The organism is Shewanella gaetbuli (assembly GCF_023284065.1).
Lineage (GTDB): Bacteria > Pseudomonadota > Gammaproteobacteria > Enterobacterales > Shewanellaceae > Shewanella > Shewanella gaetbuli.
In genome coordinates this window covers 26,130-45,536 of the sequence record NZ_JAKIKP010000008.1, presented here as the reverse complement: position 1 = coordinate 45,536, position 19,407 = coordinate 26,130, and the positions used below count along the sequence as shown (strand labels likewise).

Sequence of the window (19,407 nt, the reverse complement as noted above, 5' to 3'; positions counted from 1 at the left end):
ACAACAACAAGAAACATCATAAACATCTGATACTAATGAGATTTGGTCTTGGCTTCAATTTTAAATCAGCTTATCGCAGTGTGTTTATCTTACAGCCTGTGTGAGATATATCTTACAAATGAAATGGCAAGCTAAAACATAAATTAAACATTTAACTTACAAAATGATGGTGTATTAGAGTTTTAAAACATAAACATATTTATTTTATGTATAAAAAACAATCAACACCATTCAAAAAAAAGACCTGTCAGCTCTCATTCTTTCAAAGAAGTGTTTTGAATAAATTCACCCATAAAAAAAGCAGCCTAGGCTGCTATTTTTATATGGGTTTGCATTGTCTATTGGAGCATTCAATCTAATCCTATAGATTGATATTTAGCGTTCGTTTTACTCTTCTTCAGAAGGTAAAGACTCTAACACGTCATCTTTTACTTGGTAGTAAGCATTTTCGTATTCATGAACTTCCATAATAACTCCAATCATTTCTAGGTCGTGTAGGGATAGGCATGTTTATTTTTAGACTTCGAGGTCACTAACATTTACCTATAAACAGAGAAAAAGTACCAATCACTTTCTTCTTGCGAGCGATTATAACAACCAAAAGAACCGATTTACTAGCCCAAAACAGCAAAAATTACAGAAAACTTTCAAAAAAGTAAGCTTAATATGACTACAAGTAGCTTTTTCGCTAAAATCCATGAAAGACTTTCACTTTTTAGATCAAAAATACAACGCCTATTAAGCCCATGTCTGGTTTATTCTGCTGACAAGATTTGAATAAATAAAAACCCCAACAGTAATACTGCTGGGGTTAATGGCAATGTAAAACTCGCTTATTTGTAAATTCGTAGCATCACACTTGATTGATATGATTAAGTACCCGCTTTTCAGAGATAGGGTAAGCCGTACCTAATACCTGTGCAAAACAAGAAACCCGATACTCTTCAATCATCCACCTAGCTTCAATTAGCGCCTCTGGAACCGGTTGTAGCTTAGGTATTTTGGCCAACTGTGCGGTTAATAGATCCTGCAATTTAGAAATGCTTTGCATATGAATCCTGTCACGATTAGGGTCGACTGGTAACTTATCTAAACGGTTTTCTATTGCTAACAAATACCTTGCAACATCAGTTAGCTTATCCCAACCACAATCTTGTACAAAACCTTTATAAACGAGTTTATCGAGTTGGCTTTGAATATCGCTCATGGCAAAAGCAATGTCTAAACTAATTTTGCCCTTAAGCCTTTTCTTGATTCTTTGATAAATCGTCAGAATTTTTTCAACCTTGAGCGAAATCTGTTCTGCAGCCGGGTTTAGCTCTTGTCTAACCCAATCTTTAGCTTGCTCAAATTGGTCTTCACTACGAATATCTAATTGTTTTTCATCCAATAACTGCTGTACAGATGCTTGAATAATATCATCAATCAGTAATTGAACCTGACCAAATGGATTAAAATACATTGCCAGTTTTGCTTTGTTAGGTAACGACTGTTGTAGATGCTTCACCGGAGATGGAATGTTAAGTAATAACAAACGCCTTATCCCTAAACGATGCTGTTTTGCTGCTTCATGCTCATCATCAAACAGCTTTATTTCAACATCCGATTTGTTATCAATCAGTGCCGGAAAAGCTTTAACTTCATAGTTGCCTTTACGTTGTTGATACTGTTTAGGTAAATCACCAAATGACCATTGAGTAATTTGAGCTTGTTCAATCCCTTTATCTGCTACTTTTCGTATTGCTTTGGCGACCACACCTTGAAGTTGCTCTTTAAGTGGCTCAATTTGTCTGCCCTCTGCAACTAAACGCCCTTTGTCATCTTCGACTTTAAAGTTAATTAATAGATGTGCGGCTAGCTGAGTAAAGTCAAAATCATCCGGAGTAACTTTAGTGCCGCTCATTCTTAATAATTGTTTACAAAGGCTGTCGACTAATGGCATGTCAAACGGTGTCATTGCTTGCACACACGCTCTAGCATAGTCTGGTGCTGGCACAAAATTACGTCGCAAGGTTTTAGGTAGCGACTTAATTAACGCGACCACTTTTTCTTCTCTTAATCCTGGTACCAGCCAGTCAAAATCTTGATCATCAATTTGATTTAACAACGCCACCGGAATATGGACTGAGACACCATCATCGATGTTTGCTGGCTCGAAGTTATAGCTTACTGTTAATGCTAAGTTGCCTTTATGCCATACCTCGGGAAAATCTAGCGCTGAAATATGTTCCGCGCTGCGCTGCATCAGCAGTTGTTCATTAAAATTAAGTAGTTCAGGTTGTTCAACTCGAGCTTTTTTCCACCACTTGAATAATAGTGGAGCATTGTAAATACCTTGGGGAATTCGCGGCTCGTAAAAGTCGACTAGCACATCATCATCTACCAGAATGTCCCGACGTCGTGATTTATGTTCTAACTCTTCAATGTCTTGTTTTAACTTCTGATTATTAACAAAAAAAGCTTCTTTAGTTTGTAACTGTCCTTCTGCTAGCGCACTGCGTATAAATATTTCTCGGGCTTCAACTGGGTTAATTGGCCCATATTGAACTCGACGACGATTTACCACTGTTAAGCCATAAAGCACTTGGTTTTCAAAGGCAACCACACTGCCAGCTTTCGCTTCAAAATGGGGCTCAACTTGGTTCTTTTTTATTAAATGCGCGGCAAGTGGCTCTAGCCACTCCGGTTGAATTTTTGCGCAGCAACGGGCAAACAGGCGGGACGTTTCAGTTAACTCTGCGGCCATAATCCATTTAGGCCCTTTTTTGGCTAATGGCGAGCCGGGAAAAACAAAAAACTTACGATTACGTGCCCCTAAATATTCATTATTGGCATCTTTAAAACCAATATGGCTCAGTAAACCGGACAATATAGCTTGATGTAAATTGTCATAACCTGCAGGGGTATCGTTCAAGCGCCATTTTAAGTCATGTACCGCCTGTTTTAGCTGAGTGTATAAATCTTGCCATTCTCGAACACGTAAATAAGCTAAGTATTCGTCACGACACTGCTTTCTAAACTGGCTAGCCGAAAGCTCATGTTTTTGGTCTTTTAAGTGGTCCCACAGTTTAATCCAACTGCTAAAGTCAGAGTCTTTATCTGCAAAGCGACGATGACATTCATCCGCAGCCTGCTTTTTATCTATAGGGCGTTCTCTAGGATCTTGTATCGATAATCCCGCGGTAATGACTAGCGCTTCATGTAAACACTGCTGCTTATTTGCCTCAATGACCATGCGAGCTAATCTTGGATCCAATGGAATTTTAGATAAATTACGCCCAAGTGGGGTCAATACCAACTGTCCTTTACGTTTCTCAACCGCTTGTAACTCTTCTAATAGCAAGAAACCATCACGAATGTGTTTCTGCTCTGGCGGTTGAATAAAGGGGAAACCTGCGATGTCGCCTAAGCCCACAGCTAGCATTTGCAAAATAACCGAGGCTAAATTGGTTCGTAAAATTTCAGGGTCGGTAAACTCGGGACGTTGAATAAAGTCAGTTTCATCAAATAAACGAATGCAGATACCCGGCCCCACACGACCACATCGCCCTTGACGTTGGTTGGCACTGGCTTGTGAAATAGGCTCGATAGGTAAACGCTGTACTTTAGTACGATAACTATAACGGCTGATTCTTGCTGTACCGGGGTCAATCACATAACGAATACCCGGCACCGTCAATGAAGTTTCAGCAACGTTGGTGGCAAGTACTATTCGACGACCAATATGGCTTTTAAATACCTTTGATTGTTCACCGTACGACAAGCGAGCATATAACGGCAAAATTTCGGTATCGCGATAATTTTGCTTACGCAGCATATCTGCAGTATCTCGAATTTCTCTTTCACCATTCATGAAAATCAGAATGTCACCTGGGCCTTCAGCCATTAACTCATCAACTGCCGCAAAAATGCCGTCGGTGACATCTCTGTCCGCATCATCTTGCTGAACTAAAGGTCGATATCGTGTTTCTACAGGATAGGTTCGTCCTGAAACTTCAATCACAGGAGCATTATCAAAATGCTGAGAAAAACGTTCTACATCAATGGTCGCAGAAGTGATAATCACTTTTAATTCTGGGCGTTTTTTCAATACTTGTTTTAAGTAACCCAAAATAAAATCAATGTTTAAACTACGTTCATGCGCTTCATCAATAATAATAGTGTCGTACTGATTTAAGTATTTATCTGAGGTCAATTCGGCCAGCAAAATACCGTCAGTCATTAATTTAACGTAACTATTTTCGTTAATGGCATCAGCAAATCTAACTTTAAAACCGACCACATCGCCTAATGGACTGTTAATTTCATCCGCTATTCGAGTAGCAACACTTCTGGCAGCTAAACGACGAGGCTGAGTGTGGCCGATTAATCCGCGGCACCCTAAACCTAAATCTAAGCAAATTTTGGGTAATTGCGTTGTTTTACCAGAGCCGGTTTCACCAGCAACAATAACGACTTGGTTATTGGCAATCGCTGAAGCAATTTCATCGCGTTTTTGTGAAACAGGAAGATCATCTGGATATTGAATGGTGGGACGATTAGCCAGGCGCTGCTGAACTTTTGCAACAGATTGAATCGCTAAATCTTCTAGCTCTTTTATGATCTGTTCTTTTGCTTTGGCATCGATTGGCTTGGCATTTTTTCCATTAGCGGGTTTATTTAAACGAAACAATCGTCGACGAATGTAGGCCGCGTCTGTTTGTACACAACGCTGTAAAAATGCTTTCGATAATGGCTTTATATCCGCGTTCAAAATGTTTCCTTGGCTAGCATCGCAATTCAAAAACTCGATCCTAGCAAGGAAGCACACATATTGGTATGTTTAAGCGCGTTACTTTGCTGGCTTTTTAGGCATCCACTGTTATTGTTATCTTTCAGATTAAAGCTTCAATGGTGTCATTTAATTTATGCGGGTGACAAATAACATTGTTGCATATAAGTGTTCATGGCTTTTAACACATCTTGGCGTGTTATGGCGCCAATGACTTTACCGTGTTCAACCACTGGGTAAATTTTAGGTTTTGCTCCCGTCATTTGCTCAGCTAAATGCAGCATACTCTCATCAGGGCGAACACTCAGTACTTCAGTCTTCATACAGTCTTTCACTTTACTGGTTAAGTCACAGTGATAACTACTTTTAAGCATAACAGCTAGACAATCTTGTTGAGATAAAAAACCCACAAGCTCGCCCTGCTCACCCACTACGGGCGCACCTGGGCGTTGACTTTCTAACAGCTTTTCCACGGCAACGGCTAATGACATATTGGCATTTAACAACACCGGGCGGCGATCCATATAATCGATAATTTTTATTGAATCCATACTATTCCCCTTAATAAACAATGCTACACAAATTATTGTGAGACTTGGTCAGCACCAATCATCTTAATTAAGTAATAGCTTTACCGCCTACACACAAGCTACATACTTGTTATTGGTCATTCTATTAGTGCATCTCATTATAAGTTTAGTCAATAAAAATACATATTTGAAAATAAACTGATTAATTTACTATCAAACAACGTGGGTAAAAATTGAGTCAAGCGGACTCCAGCCCAAAAGCATTGCTGGAATGACGTGATGGCGCAGTCCATAAGCACATTCATCCTCGAAACGAAACCCCAACGTCATCTTCGAAACGAAACCCCAACGTCATCTTCGAAACAAAACCAAAACGTCATCCTCGAGATCTTTTATCGAGGATCTGCTTTTGGCTTGCTTTGCCTAGGCAATAACAATAATCGCTAAATCGATAGTTAAAAAATTAACCCCAAAAAAAGTGCTTATGACGTCAACCATAAGCACTAAAATAAGGATTATTTATCACGCCAAATCATCACACTTTCTTTTTCATCACCCACTTTTGTAGCGCGGTACATCCCTTTAGTATTAAATGGAGTGGCAATATTACCTTTGGCATCAATGGCTACAACACCACCTGTGCCACCAGCAGACACTAATCGTTGATTAATCACTTCATCCGCAGCTTGTATAATTGATTTTTGCTGGTATTTCACTCTTGCACATATGTCAGCGGCCACATTATAACGAATAAAGAATTCGCCATGTCCTGTTGCTGATACGGCACAAGTCCCATTCTCAGCATAATTACCAGCACCAATAACCGGTGAATCACCAATACGACCAAAGCGTTTTGCGGTCATTCCACCGGTAGAAGTCCCTGCGGCTAAATTGCCATTTTTATCTAGCGCCACCGCGCCAACAGTGCCAAATTTATAATTATCATCCAACTTCATCACAGAGGCTTGGTAGTCTTTGACGCTTGATTCAGCTTGAGTAATTTTTTTACGGGCATCAATTAACTGGTTATAGCGATGCGTGGTATCAAAATGTTGGTTGGGAACAAAAGGAATCCCCTGTGTAATGGCAAACTCTTCTGCACCTTGGCCATAAAGCATGACATGAGGTGATTTGTTCATCACCGCTATGGCTAAATCAATTGGGTTTTTAATATGTGTAACACCGGCTACTGCTCCAGCCCGCATATCTTTGCCATCCATAATTGAGGCATCTAACTCGTGCTTACCGTCAAAGGTATACACAGCCCCAACACCGGCATTAAATAAAGGGCTATTTTCCAATACATTAATAGCCATTTGCACCGCGGTTAAACTATCGCCTCCTTTAGCTAATACAGCATGACCCGCGTTAATCGCTTCAGTTAATTTATCGCGATAAGCTTGTTGCTGTACCTCACTCAAGTCCGCTTCATTAATTGTCCCCGCCCCACCATGAATAGCAATTGAATAAGGTTGAGCATAAGCAGAGCTTGCCCCCGCCAGCAGTGCAACACTGAGACAGAGTTTGATGCTAAATCGGCTTAATAGATTATTTTTCATTATTATTACGTCCTTTGGATTAAATTCAGCCTTGGTTTACCTTGCGACTTTAGCGCTTTCTAGCGACAATATACACAAAACTAAGATTAATAGATAAGTACCTTAATTTTGTTCAAAAATAACCACACAATTGCCTTTTTTATATTACTGACACTCGCTGTTTTTTGCAGCAAAGGAGTGCAGGCGGCTGATGATTGGTTATCTATCTCTATTTCTGGCGTCACCCCAGCCTTAGAACAAAATATTCGAGCTCACCTAGGTGCATTACCCGCAAACGAAATACAACGCCGGGCATTTTTATTTGGTGTTGAAGAAAGTACCTATGAAGCATTAAAAAGTATGGGCTTTTATCAAGCCACTGTTGATACTAATGTACTTGAATCTGAGTCAAAGCCTTGGCAACTCAATATCAGCGTAAAACCGGGCGACCCTGTTACATTACAATGGGTAGATATCAACTTCGATGGAGAGATGCTGGAAGATGCCGCATTTAGAAATTGGCTGGACAGTTTAACCATTAAACCCGGTGACGTGCTCCATCATGGCGTTTATGAAAGCATAAAATCTCAATTATTGACCTTAGCCTTAGCAAGAGGCTACTTTGATGGCCAGTTTTCTCGCTCAGAAATTGTCATTAATCGCGACAAAAATACCGCTCAAATTAATTTACACTTCCAATCTGGGCAACGATACCGTCTCGGTGATGTTAATTTTGAAGGTCATACGTTAAATGAAAATATCGTCCAAGCGTTAGTTCCATTTGAAAAGCAAACCCCTTATTCAACGTCGCAATTAGGTCGATTAAACCGCAACCTGATTGATACTGGCTACTTTAGTAATATTAAGGTGCTTCCTCAAACAGACGAGTTAACAGAATCGATGGTACCGGTTAAAGTTGAGCTGTCATCCAAGCCTAGTCACTCTTTAGAGGTGGGTGCCGGTATTGATATGGGCAATAGTAGCGAAAATGCCATTGACCCAAGAATTAGAGTCACTTGGCGAACACCACAAATTAACCGCTTTGGTCACAAACAAGAAACCACTGCAGAGTGGGCCCCTGACCGCCCGAAATTGTTAACCACTTATACGATTCCAATGAGTCACCCTCTTGATGATCAACTGAAACTTCGGGTTGGTTTATTAAGGGATAAATACGGTGTGACCCAAGATTATAATGCTGAAGATAAGAAGTTTGAAAACACCGGGCAATTAGAATCTGAAAAATACCTCATTGGGTTGCTAAGACAAAAACGCACCCAAAACAATTGGTTATTTGGTTACTCTTTAGAAGTAATGAAAGAAAACTATAATCAGTTAGATGTTGACTACTCGCCTGATTTCTTATTATTTGGCGTGGGTTTATCTAAAACGATTCGAGGTGATAACACCCTTGATCCAAAGTCTGGTTTTAGACAAACCTATACGGTCGAATATGCCGACCCTTATTTAGGTTCAACCATTCGATTGGCAAGGTTGCAGGCTAAGTTAAAGTGGATTGATACCTTCTTTGATAAGCACCGTTTTGTCACACGCTTAGACTTAGGCGCGAATATTGCCAAAAACGAAAATATTCCGTACATCGCCCCATCATTGCGCTATTTTGCCGGTGGCGATCAATCGATAAGAGGTTACCGTTATCAAGAGCTCGGCCCCTATATTGATTATGAAAACAGTGAAGGCGGAGTTTCTCGTCAAGTGATTGGTGGCCGTTATCTATTAGTCGGTAGTATTGAATATCAATATTACCTAACGCCTTCTTGGCGCCTAGGGACTTTTGTTGATGCTGGTAATGCATTCGACACAGACCAATTTGAACCATTAGTGTCTGTGGGCGGCGGCGTACACTGGATTTCACCGATTGGGCCAATAAAATTAGATGTCGGTTTTGGTTTAAAAGAAACCGAAACCGTTAACCGTTCATTCCGTTTCCATTTAACTATGGGGACAGATTTATAATGCCGACTCACACGCCCGATACTAAAGCCACTGAGCCACAAATAACAGACACGCCTAACAAGGATACGCAAGATACCGCGCAAGCTAAACCTAAACCTAAGCCGCCCTCGCTTATTCGTGGACTATTAACCCAGTTATGGCGTACCTTCAAATTCTACACGCGGCTAGTGATATACATCCCACTTATTCTATTGGTATTGATTGCGCTAGCATTAGGTACTCCCATTGGCACCAAAGTGGCGGTAACGATTGCCAGTCAACTATTACCCAACGTTGAATTAGACTATCAATCAGGGACATTGAATAATGACCTTGCGCTGACTTATGCATTTTGGCAAATGGACGGGATTAAAGTTGAATTAAATGATTTACAACTCCGTTGGACACCACGGTGCTTTATTAACAAGCAATTGTGCGTTGAAACCCTACATGCCTCTAAAGTTGCAGTTGATATTCAAACCAGTCAGTTTGCCTCTAATTCAGACAAAGAGCCTAATACAATTGATGCATCAGATTCTGCTGAAATAACTAATGATGCAGCAACGACAGATGAATATCTAAGACTGCCTTTCGACATCAGTTTACATGATGCAAACCTATCAAAAGTTACTGTCACGGTTAATGACATGGCCTATAACGCCGAAAATTTGAAAGCAAGCGCAATATGGAATGAAAGCGGATTAGAGGTTGAACATATTAGCAGCCTTGGTTTAGAAGTGATTATTCCATTAGCCGATAAACCTGATGACGCTTCCAAAGATAATCTACAAGCTGAACAATGGGCGATGGCCGAGCTGCCTGCTGTGAGAATGCCCTTTAAACTATTTATTAAAGAATTAGTTTCGCAAGACAGCCTATTACAATTAGGTAATAGACAAGACAAATTTAGCCATATTGCTATTTCAGGTAGTTATATTGACTATCACATCAGCCTTAGCCAATTATTAGTCAATCACACCTATGGTGAAGTCGACCTTATTGGCGATATTCAATTAATCGATCATTACCCGATGAACATCAAAGCGCATGCAGACATTGATCATATTAGCGAATTAGCCGGCTTTACACAGCAAATCCTTAAATTAGAAATTAATGACGACTTTAGTAAATTAGCGGTTAATGCCAACCTAAGTGGTAAATCAATACTTAACCTGCAAGGAATTATTGACCTCACCAAAGCCACAATGCCATTTGAAGCCGAAGTTAAAGAGAGCCTATTACAATGGCCATTGACTAAACCGCTATATCTTGCCGAAATCAAACAACTGAAAGCCAAAGGCAATATTGATGATCTACAAGCCACTGTCGCTGGTCACTTTACCAGCCCATACCACCCCAAATTAGCGCTTGCGTCATCGTTAGGTTACACCGATAAGGCGTTATCTTTTTATCAGTTATCGTTAATTTCTCAAGCAGGTAATATCCAGCTTTCTGGTGATGTGAGTTTTAACAATACAATCTCTTGGCTAGCACAGGTGAATGTTGAAGATATTCGATTACAAAATATTGACTGGCTCAACGAGTACACACCACTTAAAAGTAAAATCAATGGCAATTTTTCAACCTCTGGAGTAGCGACAGGAAAAACCTGGCAAGCTGGTATTAGTGACGCTCAACTGAAAGGCAGAATGAACGGATATCCATTAACGGTTTCTGGCCAAGTGCATATTAATCAAGACTTAGCGGTAAATGCACAAAACTTAAATGCAGAAGCTTTAGGTGCCAGTTTATTTATCAATGGCAGAGCGGATGAAATATGGGACATTGATGCTAAATTAGATGTGCCTGACTTAAGCCAGTGGGTGACCGGCGCACGAGGAAGTATTCATGCTAAAGTCGATGTGACCGGCAATAGTAAAAACCCCATTGTTGATATAGATGCCTCAATAGAACAAGCCAGTTACAGTGGGGGCAAGTTAGACATAACAACCTTAAAAGCTCACTATTTACCGTTAAACCAACATCAATACACCGCTGAATTAAATAGTGAAAATATGTATTTTAAAGGCTATAAGCTTGATAGCCTAAAATTAACCAGTCAGGGTAACGAAAGTAGCCAAAAAACCGCATTCAAAACGGCTGGAGACATCAGTATTTCAACAGACTTAAATAGCCAAACAGATACCAACAAACAAACTGTTTTTGCACAATTCAGCACTTTTAATATTGATAATGTTTTAGGCCATTGGCAATTAGATGACCCTATTGATATCACTTGGGACCAATTAAACAACAAAGGCAGTATTGATGCTTTTTGTTTAACTCACCCACAAAACAAATTATGCCTCACTAATACGGTATCTTTGGGTAATAAAGGCCAAGCAGACATTAATTTTAGTGGCAACCCTGGCCAGTTATTAGCCCCCATTTTATCTAAAAATATTCAATGGGATGGTGAAGCAGCATTAACGTCGCAAATTAGGTGGCAGCCAAAAAGCAAACCCACTGCAACGCTTAATTTCACATTATTACCGGGGAATATAAAGTTAGTTAGAAACGTTAATAACATCGTCGATATTGATTACCAACAACTTATTTTGGCCTCAACCCTAGACGAAAAACAATTTAAAACACGTATCAGCGCAGACTCTACTGGGATAGCTAGTTTAGACACTCAAATAAACATCAATGTCACACCTGATAGAGCTATCGAGGGGTTCCTCAATATTAACTCACTTAATCTAGAGCCTTTTGGTGAGTTTTTCCCGCGCCTCGAAACGCTTCAAGGTAATTTGTCGAGCAAAATAGACTTGGCAGGAAGCTTAATGACTCCCGAGCTCACAGGCCAACTTAAACTGGCCCAAGGGGCATTTGCATTATCATCAAACCCCACCTTAATTGAGCAAACCGATCTCACATTACAATTATACGGCCAGCAAGCAACCATAGACGGAAAATGGTATATGGGCGAAGGCTTAGCCACAACTAATGGCAAACTATATTGGCCTGACGGAAAAATTTCAGGTGATATTAATGTAAAAGGTGAAAAATTGGCTGTCATTCAGCCACCGTTAGCTATTTTAGATGTATCACCGGATCTGAATATTCAATTTGATATGCAACAAATCGCTTTGAAAGGTGCCGTTTCTGTACCTTCAGGACAAATCAAAATTATGCAACTTTCTGAAGGGGGCGTTGCTTTGTCGGATGACGTGGTATTTAACGACTCCATTTCAGAACTAGAGGTCAAAACCAACCCTTATGCCATTGTCGCAGATATAAATATTGATGTAGGTGATAACTTAACGGTAGATGGAATGGGGCTAACGGGTAAGTTATTAGGAAGCTTAAGATTACAACAACAAGCATTTAAACCCCCATTGTTATTTGGTGACATTAAGGTCATGAATGGCAACTACAAATTTATGGGGCAAACCCTAAAAATTAATGCTGGTGAAGTGCAGTTTGTCGGGCCAGTTGAGGTCCCTAACCTCAACATTGAAGCAACAAAAGAGATTAAAGAAGAAGATATTATTGCGGGTGTAAGGGTAACAGGCACACCTGCAAGCCCTGTAGTCAGTGTATTTTCGAATCCCTCAAAAGAACAAGCTGAGGTACTATCTTATATTCTGACAGGCAAAGGATTTAATAACACCAGTAACGAACAAAATAACTCATTGATGATGGGAGCCGCACTTAGCTTAGGCGCACAAGTTGATGGAGGCGCAATCAATAATATAGGTTCTACAGCACGCGGAGTGATTGAAAAATTTGGCTTCTCAAATGTGCAATTGAATGCAAACGATGATGGGCGTGTCGCTATTAGTGGGTTTATTGGTGAAGATCTGATGATTAAATACGGTATTGGAGTATTTAACCCTGGTTATGAAATGACAGTCAGATATTACTTATTCTCACAACTTTATTTAGAATCTGTTTCTGGCACCATTAGTCAATCACTAGATATCTATTACAGTTATGACTTTGATTAATTTACCTATCTGATAATCCATCAAAATTCAGTCACAAAAAAAGCGCCAAATTGGCGCTTTTTGTCAAATTAGCAATTAAGCAAATTTGAAGTCAACATGTTCGATAAGAGGCTTATACGCGTGACGCTGCATAGCTTGTGGGATCACTTTGATTTCTTTACCGTCTAAAACGATAGTGATACCATCATAAAAATCTTTGTTTTCTTGAATGTTGATGATCGCTTTGTGTAAGAACTTGATAGAAATAGGCTCTTTACCTGGACCATAGATTACAGCTGGAACCATATCTGCATGACGTAGGCGGCGGCTCGAACCTTTCCCGATTTCAGTGCGGATTTCGGCGTGGATAGTATAAGACATGTTAATACTCACTTAATAAATAATATAATAGGTGTCATTGCTTTCGACCAACAATGACGCAATTAAAGCGCGCGGATATTACCATACTAACTAGCCCACCAACAAGCTAATTATGCTATTAACTCATTTTACAGCGGCTTGAGAGCTTAAAATAGCCACGCATTTTGAATGAAAAGTTTATCCCCAGCGTCTTACTGGCCCACAATCAATATGCACAAAACCCGATGAAGGGTAATAACCAACACCACCTAACTGTAATGAAATAGCTGCATCACGAAGCTCTTTTAAATTAACACTTGGAATAGCGATATCCATTGCCATCCCTTTCATGTGATAACTCTTCTTGGCAACACCGTTGCTTTTAGCCGCTAGCATTTGATTCGTCTTAGGCGAGCGATATCCCGAAATAACATGAATTTCATCTTTATTATTCAGCACGTTTTGCAACTGGAATAAGTATTCGTATAAACGCTTGTCCATAGGTGCGGCAATATTTTGGCGATGATCTCGCAATACTTGGCTAAAAGTATTCAACGTTTCTTTTTGGTATTGACCATCAATCCAAAAGTGTCCTTCACCTCTTTCACCAGTATGAAGATTATAGAAACTTAAATCTTTAAACCCTTTAGTCGATCGACTCGCTTGAGCGGTTTTAGGCAACATTGCAGCCAAGGCCGTTCCACTCAGACCTAACAAAACCTGCCGACGGGCAGGACATACTTCAGACATTTGCGCACCAATTAATACATACCATTAAAATGCAATACCATCTGGGCAACATCACTGTTTAGCGCTCTGGGTATTGTCGTTTTTTTACTCAATTGGAGTGAAAAATAAACTGAAGTGATGATAAATGCAAGTATTCAATGATGAGAAAAATCAGGGAATATCAAGATTTGATGAAAGACTACTGTTAGCTCAATTAGTTAATACAAACGTAAATATTTATTCAAAATTCTGCTGAGTTGCAAAATTACAACAGTCTAGCAACAGAGAACAAAAAAATTATACAAACATGATGGGTTATTTGGCGCTAAGAAAGGTTTCATTTACCTCTAAACTGAGTGCAGAATTAGAATCAAAGTTAGTTTCAGAAGAATGACCAACCTCAATAGATTGTGGCTTATAGGCGCTATTTTTCTGGTAAATATCTCCTCTAAATTGAGCCAAATGATGCGAATCAACCCATGCAGTCCAATACACAAAATGTACAGGTAATGTATCGTGAAAAGCAAACCATTGAGTGGAGTGATAATCAGACTGCAATCTTTTCCATGTTCGTTTATCAATAATCAAGTTATCTGCAAACCAACGGGCTAAATCTTGTACTTTTTCAACTCTAATACAGCCAGAAGACAATGCCCTTTCAGATTCTGCAAACAGGGCTTTATTAGGGGTATCATGTAAATAAATGTTGGAATCATTCTTAAAGTGAAATTTATAGCGCCCTAAGGCGTTAATGTTACCTGGCTTTTGTACCAAACGATACGGAAACGGCTTACCAGCAAGAGACTGCCATTCTTCAGCAGACTTAGACACCGCACTGCCACTGTAATCAAATACATCAAATTGACCATCAGTAAGATAATGACCATTTTCACGTATCTTAGGCAGAATATCTGCACGCATTAAGTTTTTAGGCACCGTCCAAGTTGGGTTAATCACCACGTTGGAAATTTCCCCTGTCATTATTGGAGTTTGGCGATACGCCCTACCCACAATAACCCGAGAATGAAGCACTGGTTGATAATCATCTACCAAGAACATTTCATAAGATGGAATATTGACCAATAAATATCGTTCAGGCAATGAGGCTAAATAAATCGTTTTCTTGATAAAATTCTTAGCTAACATTCGTGCTCGTTGTTTGGGGGTTAAATTCAACCAATACACCGTTTTGGGGCCTATCACCGCATCAGCAGTTAATCCGTGACGCTGTTGAAACCGTTTAACCGCAAAGGCTAAATCATTACCATAAGTGTATTCGTTTTCATCAAACTCAACTAAATCTCCTAACAACCATAATCGCTGACTAATCTGTTTGATTGCTCGATGCCCATCCCCCAACCTAAGTAAGCCATTTAACGCTATTTTGTTCCATTGTGTTTGCTTATCTAGCCACATAAGGCGACGAATGTGATTCGTCACATATAAGAAATCATCGGCAGAGGGCTCTAAGGAAAAAAACTGCCCTGATGAGCCTTGAGGTTGAATATTTTCATTAATGTCATTGCCTATATAAGGAAGATTGACACCATGACCATGCCAAAACTGAATAATAGCCTCTGTTGCTTGCTGATTATATTGAGAATTCTTATCCGTTTGATATTGCTTACGACTTAATAACTCATCAAAAAAATGCTCATTGGTCCCCAAAGCTAAAAGCTGTATATGCTCATCTATAGCTTGCTGATTAAAAGACGAGTTAATTTGAATAGGAACATTATTTAATGAGGAGGACTGTGAAACAGAACTCAAAGCACGAGAATTAAGGCTAAAAGATGATTCAGATTCATCGAAATCTTGCCCATTTACACGATTCTGAAATATAAATACCAAACAAACACAAGCCACAAAGCTAATACCTAGCCTGATAAAACCTAAGCTAATAACGTCGCGCCTGAAATTGTTGGTATTAAATCTAACCACAAAACCACCTGTGTAATGACATTAAACCTTAAATAATCAACTGACAATAAGTCTAGAGCTAACATGGGGACTTGTAACCGAGCTAACGATGACTCAAAAAAGACTCAAAAAACGATCGGTATTGACTCTACAGATCATAAAGTATGGCAAAAAATCATCACGCTTGTATGACAGTTTTTTATCCTGTTTTAATGTCAGTCTTTAGTTTTAACGGAGAAACCTTTGTTCAGTTTGATAATGAATTGTTATCTATTGCCGAAAAAGCAAGCTATCAGAAACACTTAAACAAGAGTTAACTGGGCGTAGCAATCAATAGTTGTTATAAAACCCGCAAATTGAATTTAGATTGGTTTTTTGATGAATAAGAAACAACTTGTCTCTAAAATGTCACAAGATTTAGGTATACCACAAACGCAATGTAAGCTTCAGCTAGAACAGATTATTGCCACGATTCACCAAGCGTTATGTGAAGGTGAGAAAGTTTATATCCCTCAGTTTGGCACCTTCGAACTGCGTTTTCATTTACCTAAAAATGGCCGTAACCCTCAAACAGGTGAAGTAATTGAAATTGATGGTTTTAACCAACCTAGCTTTAAAGTATCAAATCACTTAAAAATGCAGTTGAATCCATAAAAATTTGTAATTAGTTTATTGCCTATAAAATCCATCCAGAATGGCCCAACACTTGTATTACCAAGTGTTTCAACCCTGTCATTCTGGAGGCCAACACCTCGTCATTAAGTCAATGGTCAACCAAGCCCAATACGGCAACGCCTTATAACGTTATTCCGATTACAAACAATAACGTCTTTCAGGTAACGCTTTTAAGCCAAAACCTAATTTAAATGTTCCCCTCAAAATACTAAATTTCAGGTAATAAAAAAGCCCCAACTTAACGTTGAGGCTTGTTTATCCATCATCCGACTTTAAAAAGTGCGAACTTAATAATGGTACCCGAGGCCCTGCTCTTCAATTAAAAGCTGAACTGGCACGCTTATTCAGCGAGGGATTTTGATTTCAAAAAATAACCTTGAAGCAATAAAAAAGCCCCAACTTAACGTTGAGGCTTGTTTATCCATCATCTTAATCATTGAAGATTAAAGACTTAATAATGGTACCCGAGGCCAGACTTGAACTGGCACGCTTATTCAGCGAGGGATTTTAAATCCCTTGTGTCTACCGATTCCACCACTCGGGCAAAACTGTGACGAATTGAATTTCAACTCGTAGAATCTGTTTGCAACTTAACAAGTTACCTTGCGCCGTTGAACTTGGTGCATACTTTACTGATTTTTTAAAACCACGCAACCGTTAATTTCGTTCAACCGACTCAAATGATTTAAAAACCATCAATGCGGAGTTTTTTCATCCATTTACTGTAAATATATTAAACAGATACACATTCTTTTTTAATTCGAGTCTACAGACTTTTTGCTTTGTTCAGTGCCCACAACTGAAGACCAACCAATAAACAATAATAAATTTCGTAACCAATTGACTCGCTTTTAAAGTCCAACTCACCACAACAGTATATTTTAAATAGCAAAATAAAAAGCTTTACCGAAGTAAAGCTTCCAACAAATATTGCTATAGCAATTAACTAAGATACTTCTAAGTTATTTGGCTTTTACAGGTGTAAGCCCTTTACTGCGTTCTTCAACGGCATCATCCAAATCAAAACCAGATTGCTTCCAACTTTTTGCATCTTCAACACTAAATTTCTCTTTTGACCAATCTTTTGCTGATTCAACATCAAATTTAGCGGTCATCCACTCCTTAGACTCTTCAGCATTAAAACCGCCTTTGCGCCATACTTGGGCAGATTTTGCGTCAAAGCCATTTTCTTTCCATTGTGAAATTTCTTCTTCAGACATCCCCTTCCATGATGGTGCTGATGCACAAGCAAATAACATAAAACTGACCAAAATGCCGATTATCGTCTTCATATTGACAAGCTCCTTAAGTTATGACAAAGCAAACCTTATTAATGGATAAAATTGTGTTAAACCGAAGTGGCACAATGCATTAAACGTAGACCTAAAAATCCATTAATTCAAGAAATGAAAAAGGCCGCATAAGCGGCCTTTAATAAACAATTACAACGATTAACTGCGTTGTCTTGGGGTTTTGGTTTTCCCACCACTAACTTTAGTTTTACGTACAGCACGTCTAATTTTAGCGCTTTTCACTTTTGCTCGAGCAACACTGTGTTTGTCGTGACCAAGCAAAGAGCGTGTTTCTGGCTCAAGTCCTGCTAACTGACGTAAGTAGTTTACTTGATCAAGCGGTAATTCTAACCAACCACCACGAGGTAATGATTTAGGTAACTCAACCATGCCATAACGAATACGGATCAAACGGCTCACTTGAACCTCTTGAGACTCCCATAAACGTCTAACTTCACGGTTACGGCCTTCACGTAAGGTGACATGCCACCATTGGTTAATACCTTCACCACCGGCAGGTTTGATGCTATCAAATTTTGCAGGGCCATCTTCTAAAGTGACACCATTGCGTAAGCGGTGCACAGCAGCTTCTGGTACTTCACCAAAAGTACGCACCGCGTATTCACGGTCAACTTCATTTGAAGGGTGCATTAAGCGATTGGCTAATTCACCGTCAGAGGTAAATAGTAACAAGCCTGAAGTGTTAATATCTAAACGGCCTACAGCAACCCAACGAGAGTCACGCATATTAGGTAATCGTTGGAATACCGTTGGGCGACCTTCAGGATCTTTACGAGAACAAATCTCGCCTTCGGGTTTGTGGTAAGCCAGTACACGACAAATCACTTCATCGGCGGCTTTTAATGAAATAGCTCGACCATCAATTCGAACTTTAACGTCTGCTTCAACGCGATCGCCAAGATTAGCGATTTCGCCATCAATACTAACTCGACCTGCAGCAATCCATGCCTCCATCTCACGACGGGAGCCATGGCCTGCACGGGCCAAGACTTTCTGCAATTTTTCACTCATTAGTATTACTCTTTAGTTTGTTGTGGCGATGTTTGCTCTGACTCTTCAGGCCCTTGCTGGGCTTTTTCAAACATCGCTTGTAATGACTCAACATCATTTAGCTCAGGTAAATCAGCTAATTTGTTTAAGCCAAAATAAGATAAAAACTCAGTAGTGGTCGCGTAAAGTGCGGGTCTTCCAGGCACTTCTTTATGTCCCACGGCTTTTATCCAATGTCTATCAGCTAAGGTTTTTATAATGTGGCTGCTGATTGCCACACCTCTTATTTGTTCAATATCGCCACGGGTCACCGGTTGACGATAGGCAATCACGGCTAAGGTTTCCATGGTTGCTCGAGAATACTTAGGCGATTTTTCTTGCCACAATGGCTGTAAAAAAGGGCTGAGTACTTCTTGGGTTTGAAAGCGATATCCACCAGCCACTTTGACTAGTTGAACCCCGCGATCTTGGTATTCTTGCTGTAACTCTTCAACAGCCGCTTTAATCTTCACCCTCGAAACACTAAAGTCTGCCAAGACAGTTTCTTTTAATGCTTTTATCGTCATAGGTTTAGCTAGCACAAACAAACTGGCTTCGATTAATTGTTTTAATTGAGTCGGGTTTATTTGCATCAGCTTATAACTTATTCAAACTCTTAGTTTAGACATACTCTTAATTTAGATAGAGTAGCGA

Annotated in this window: 12 protein-coding genes and 1 tRNA gene; 3 read left to right on the top strand and 10 right to left on the bottom strand. The window is 39.6% G+C overall.

The annotated features are described in order from the left end of the window. Positions 1-853: 853 nt before the first annotated feature. The 3 genes from hrpA to L2672_RS11505 form a co-directional block, all read right to left on the bottom strand. On the bottom strand, positions 854-4,753 hold the full coding sequence (gene hrpA, locus L2672_RS11515; protein ID WP_248996000.1) for an ATP-dependent RNA helicase HrpA: 3,900 nt from the start codon (positions 4,751-4,753) through the stop codon (positions 854-856). Positions 4,754-4,905: 152 nt separating this feature from the next. Next, a complete protein-coding gene (locus tag L2672_RS11510; RefSeq protein WP_248995999.1) occupies positions 4,906-5,322 on the bottom strand; it encodes a CBS domain-containing protein in 417 nt (138 codons plus the stop codon). Between the two features lie 494 nt (positions 5,323-5,816). Next, complete coding sequence (locus tag L2672_RS11505; protein ID WP_248995998.1) at positions 5,817-6,860, bottom strand: isoaspartyl peptidase/L-asparaginase family protein; 1,044 nt, start codon at positions 6,858-6,860, stop codon at positions 5,817-5,819. A 177-nt stretch (positions 6,861-7,037) separates the two neighbouring features. Between L2672_RS11505 and L2672_RS11500 the strand changes: the two genes are divergently transcribed. Together L2672_RS11500 and tamB are read left to right on the top strand one after the other, a co-directional pair. Continuing rightward, positions 7,038-8,816, top strand: a complete 1,779-nt coding sequence (locus tag L2672_RS11500; protein WP_248995997.1) for an autotransporter assembly complex protein TamA — start codon at positions 7,038-7,040, stop codon at positions 8,814-8,816. Beyond that, positions 8,816-12,748 (top strand): autotransporter assembly complex protein TamB, encoded by a 3,933-nt coding sequence (gene tamB, locus L2672_RS11495; RefSeq protein WP_248995996.1) that lies wholly within the window; start codon positions 8,816-8,818, stop codon positions 12,746-12,748. The genes L2672_RS11500 and tamB overlap by 1 nt, the downstream gene beginning before the upstream one ends. A gap of 75 nt (positions 12,749-12,823) precedes the next feature. Here tamB and rplY read toward each other — a convergent pair whose 3' ends face one another. The 3 genes from rplY to L2672_RS11480 form a co-directional block, all read right to left on the bottom strand. Further along, the gene (gene rplY, locus L2672_RS11490) at positions 12,824-13,108 is read right to left on the bottom strand and encodes a 50S ribosomal protein L25 (RefSeq protein WP_248995995.1); all 285 of its coding nucleotides are present in this window, start codon (positions 13,106-13,108) and stop codon (positions 12,824-12,826) included. A 177-nt stretch (positions 13,109-13,285) separates the two neighbouring features. Continuing rightward, on the bottom strand, positions 13,286-13,837 hold the full coding sequence (gene mepK / locus L2672_RS11485) for a peptidoglycan L,D-endopeptidase MepK (RefSeq protein WP_248995994.1): 552 nt from the start codon (positions 13,835-13,837) through the stop codon (positions 13,286-13,288). 294 nt (positions 13,838-14,131) lie between these two features. Further along, entirely contained in the window at positions 14,132-15,757 is a 1,626-nt protein-coding gene (locus L2672_RS11480) for a L,D-transpeptidase family protein (protein ID WP_248995993.1), read from the bottom strand. Positions 15,758-16,114: 357 nt separating this feature from the next. Between L2672_RS11480 and L2672_RS11475 the strand changes: the two genes are divergently transcribed. After that, entirely contained in the window at positions 16,115-16,390 is a 276-nt protein-coding gene (locus tag L2672_RS11475; RefSeq protein WP_248995992.1) for an HU family DNA-binding protein, read from the top strand. Positions 16,391-16,869: 479 nt separating this feature from the next. Here L2672_RS11475 and L2672_RS11470 read toward each other — a convergent pair. From L2672_RS11470 to scpB, 4 genes are all read right to left on the bottom strand, one after another. Beyond that, a tRNA-Leu gene (locus L2672_RS11470) sits at positions 16,870-16,955 on the bottom strand. 418 nt (positions 16,956-17,373) lie between these two features. After that, positions 17,374-17,703, bottom strand: a complete 330-nt coding sequence (locus L2672_RS11465) for a hypothetical protein (RefSeq protein ID WP_248995991.1) — start codon at positions 17,701-17,703, stop codon at positions 17,374-17,376. A 159-nt stretch (positions 17,704-17,862) separates the two neighbouring features. Next, a complete protein-coding gene (gene rluB, locus L2672_RS11460; protein WP_248995990.1) occupies positions 17,863-18,735 on the bottom strand; it encodes a 23S rRNA pseudouridine(2605) synthase RluB in 873 nt (290 codons plus the stop codon). Positions 18,736-18,740: 5 nt separating this feature from the next. Further along, positions 18,741-19,346, bottom strand: a complete 606-nt coding sequence (scpB, locus tag L2672_RS11455) for an SMC-Scp complex subunit ScpB (protein WP_248995989.1) — start codon at positions 19,344-19,346, stop codon at positions 18,741-18,743. Positions 19,347-19,407: the final 61 nt, after the last annotated feature.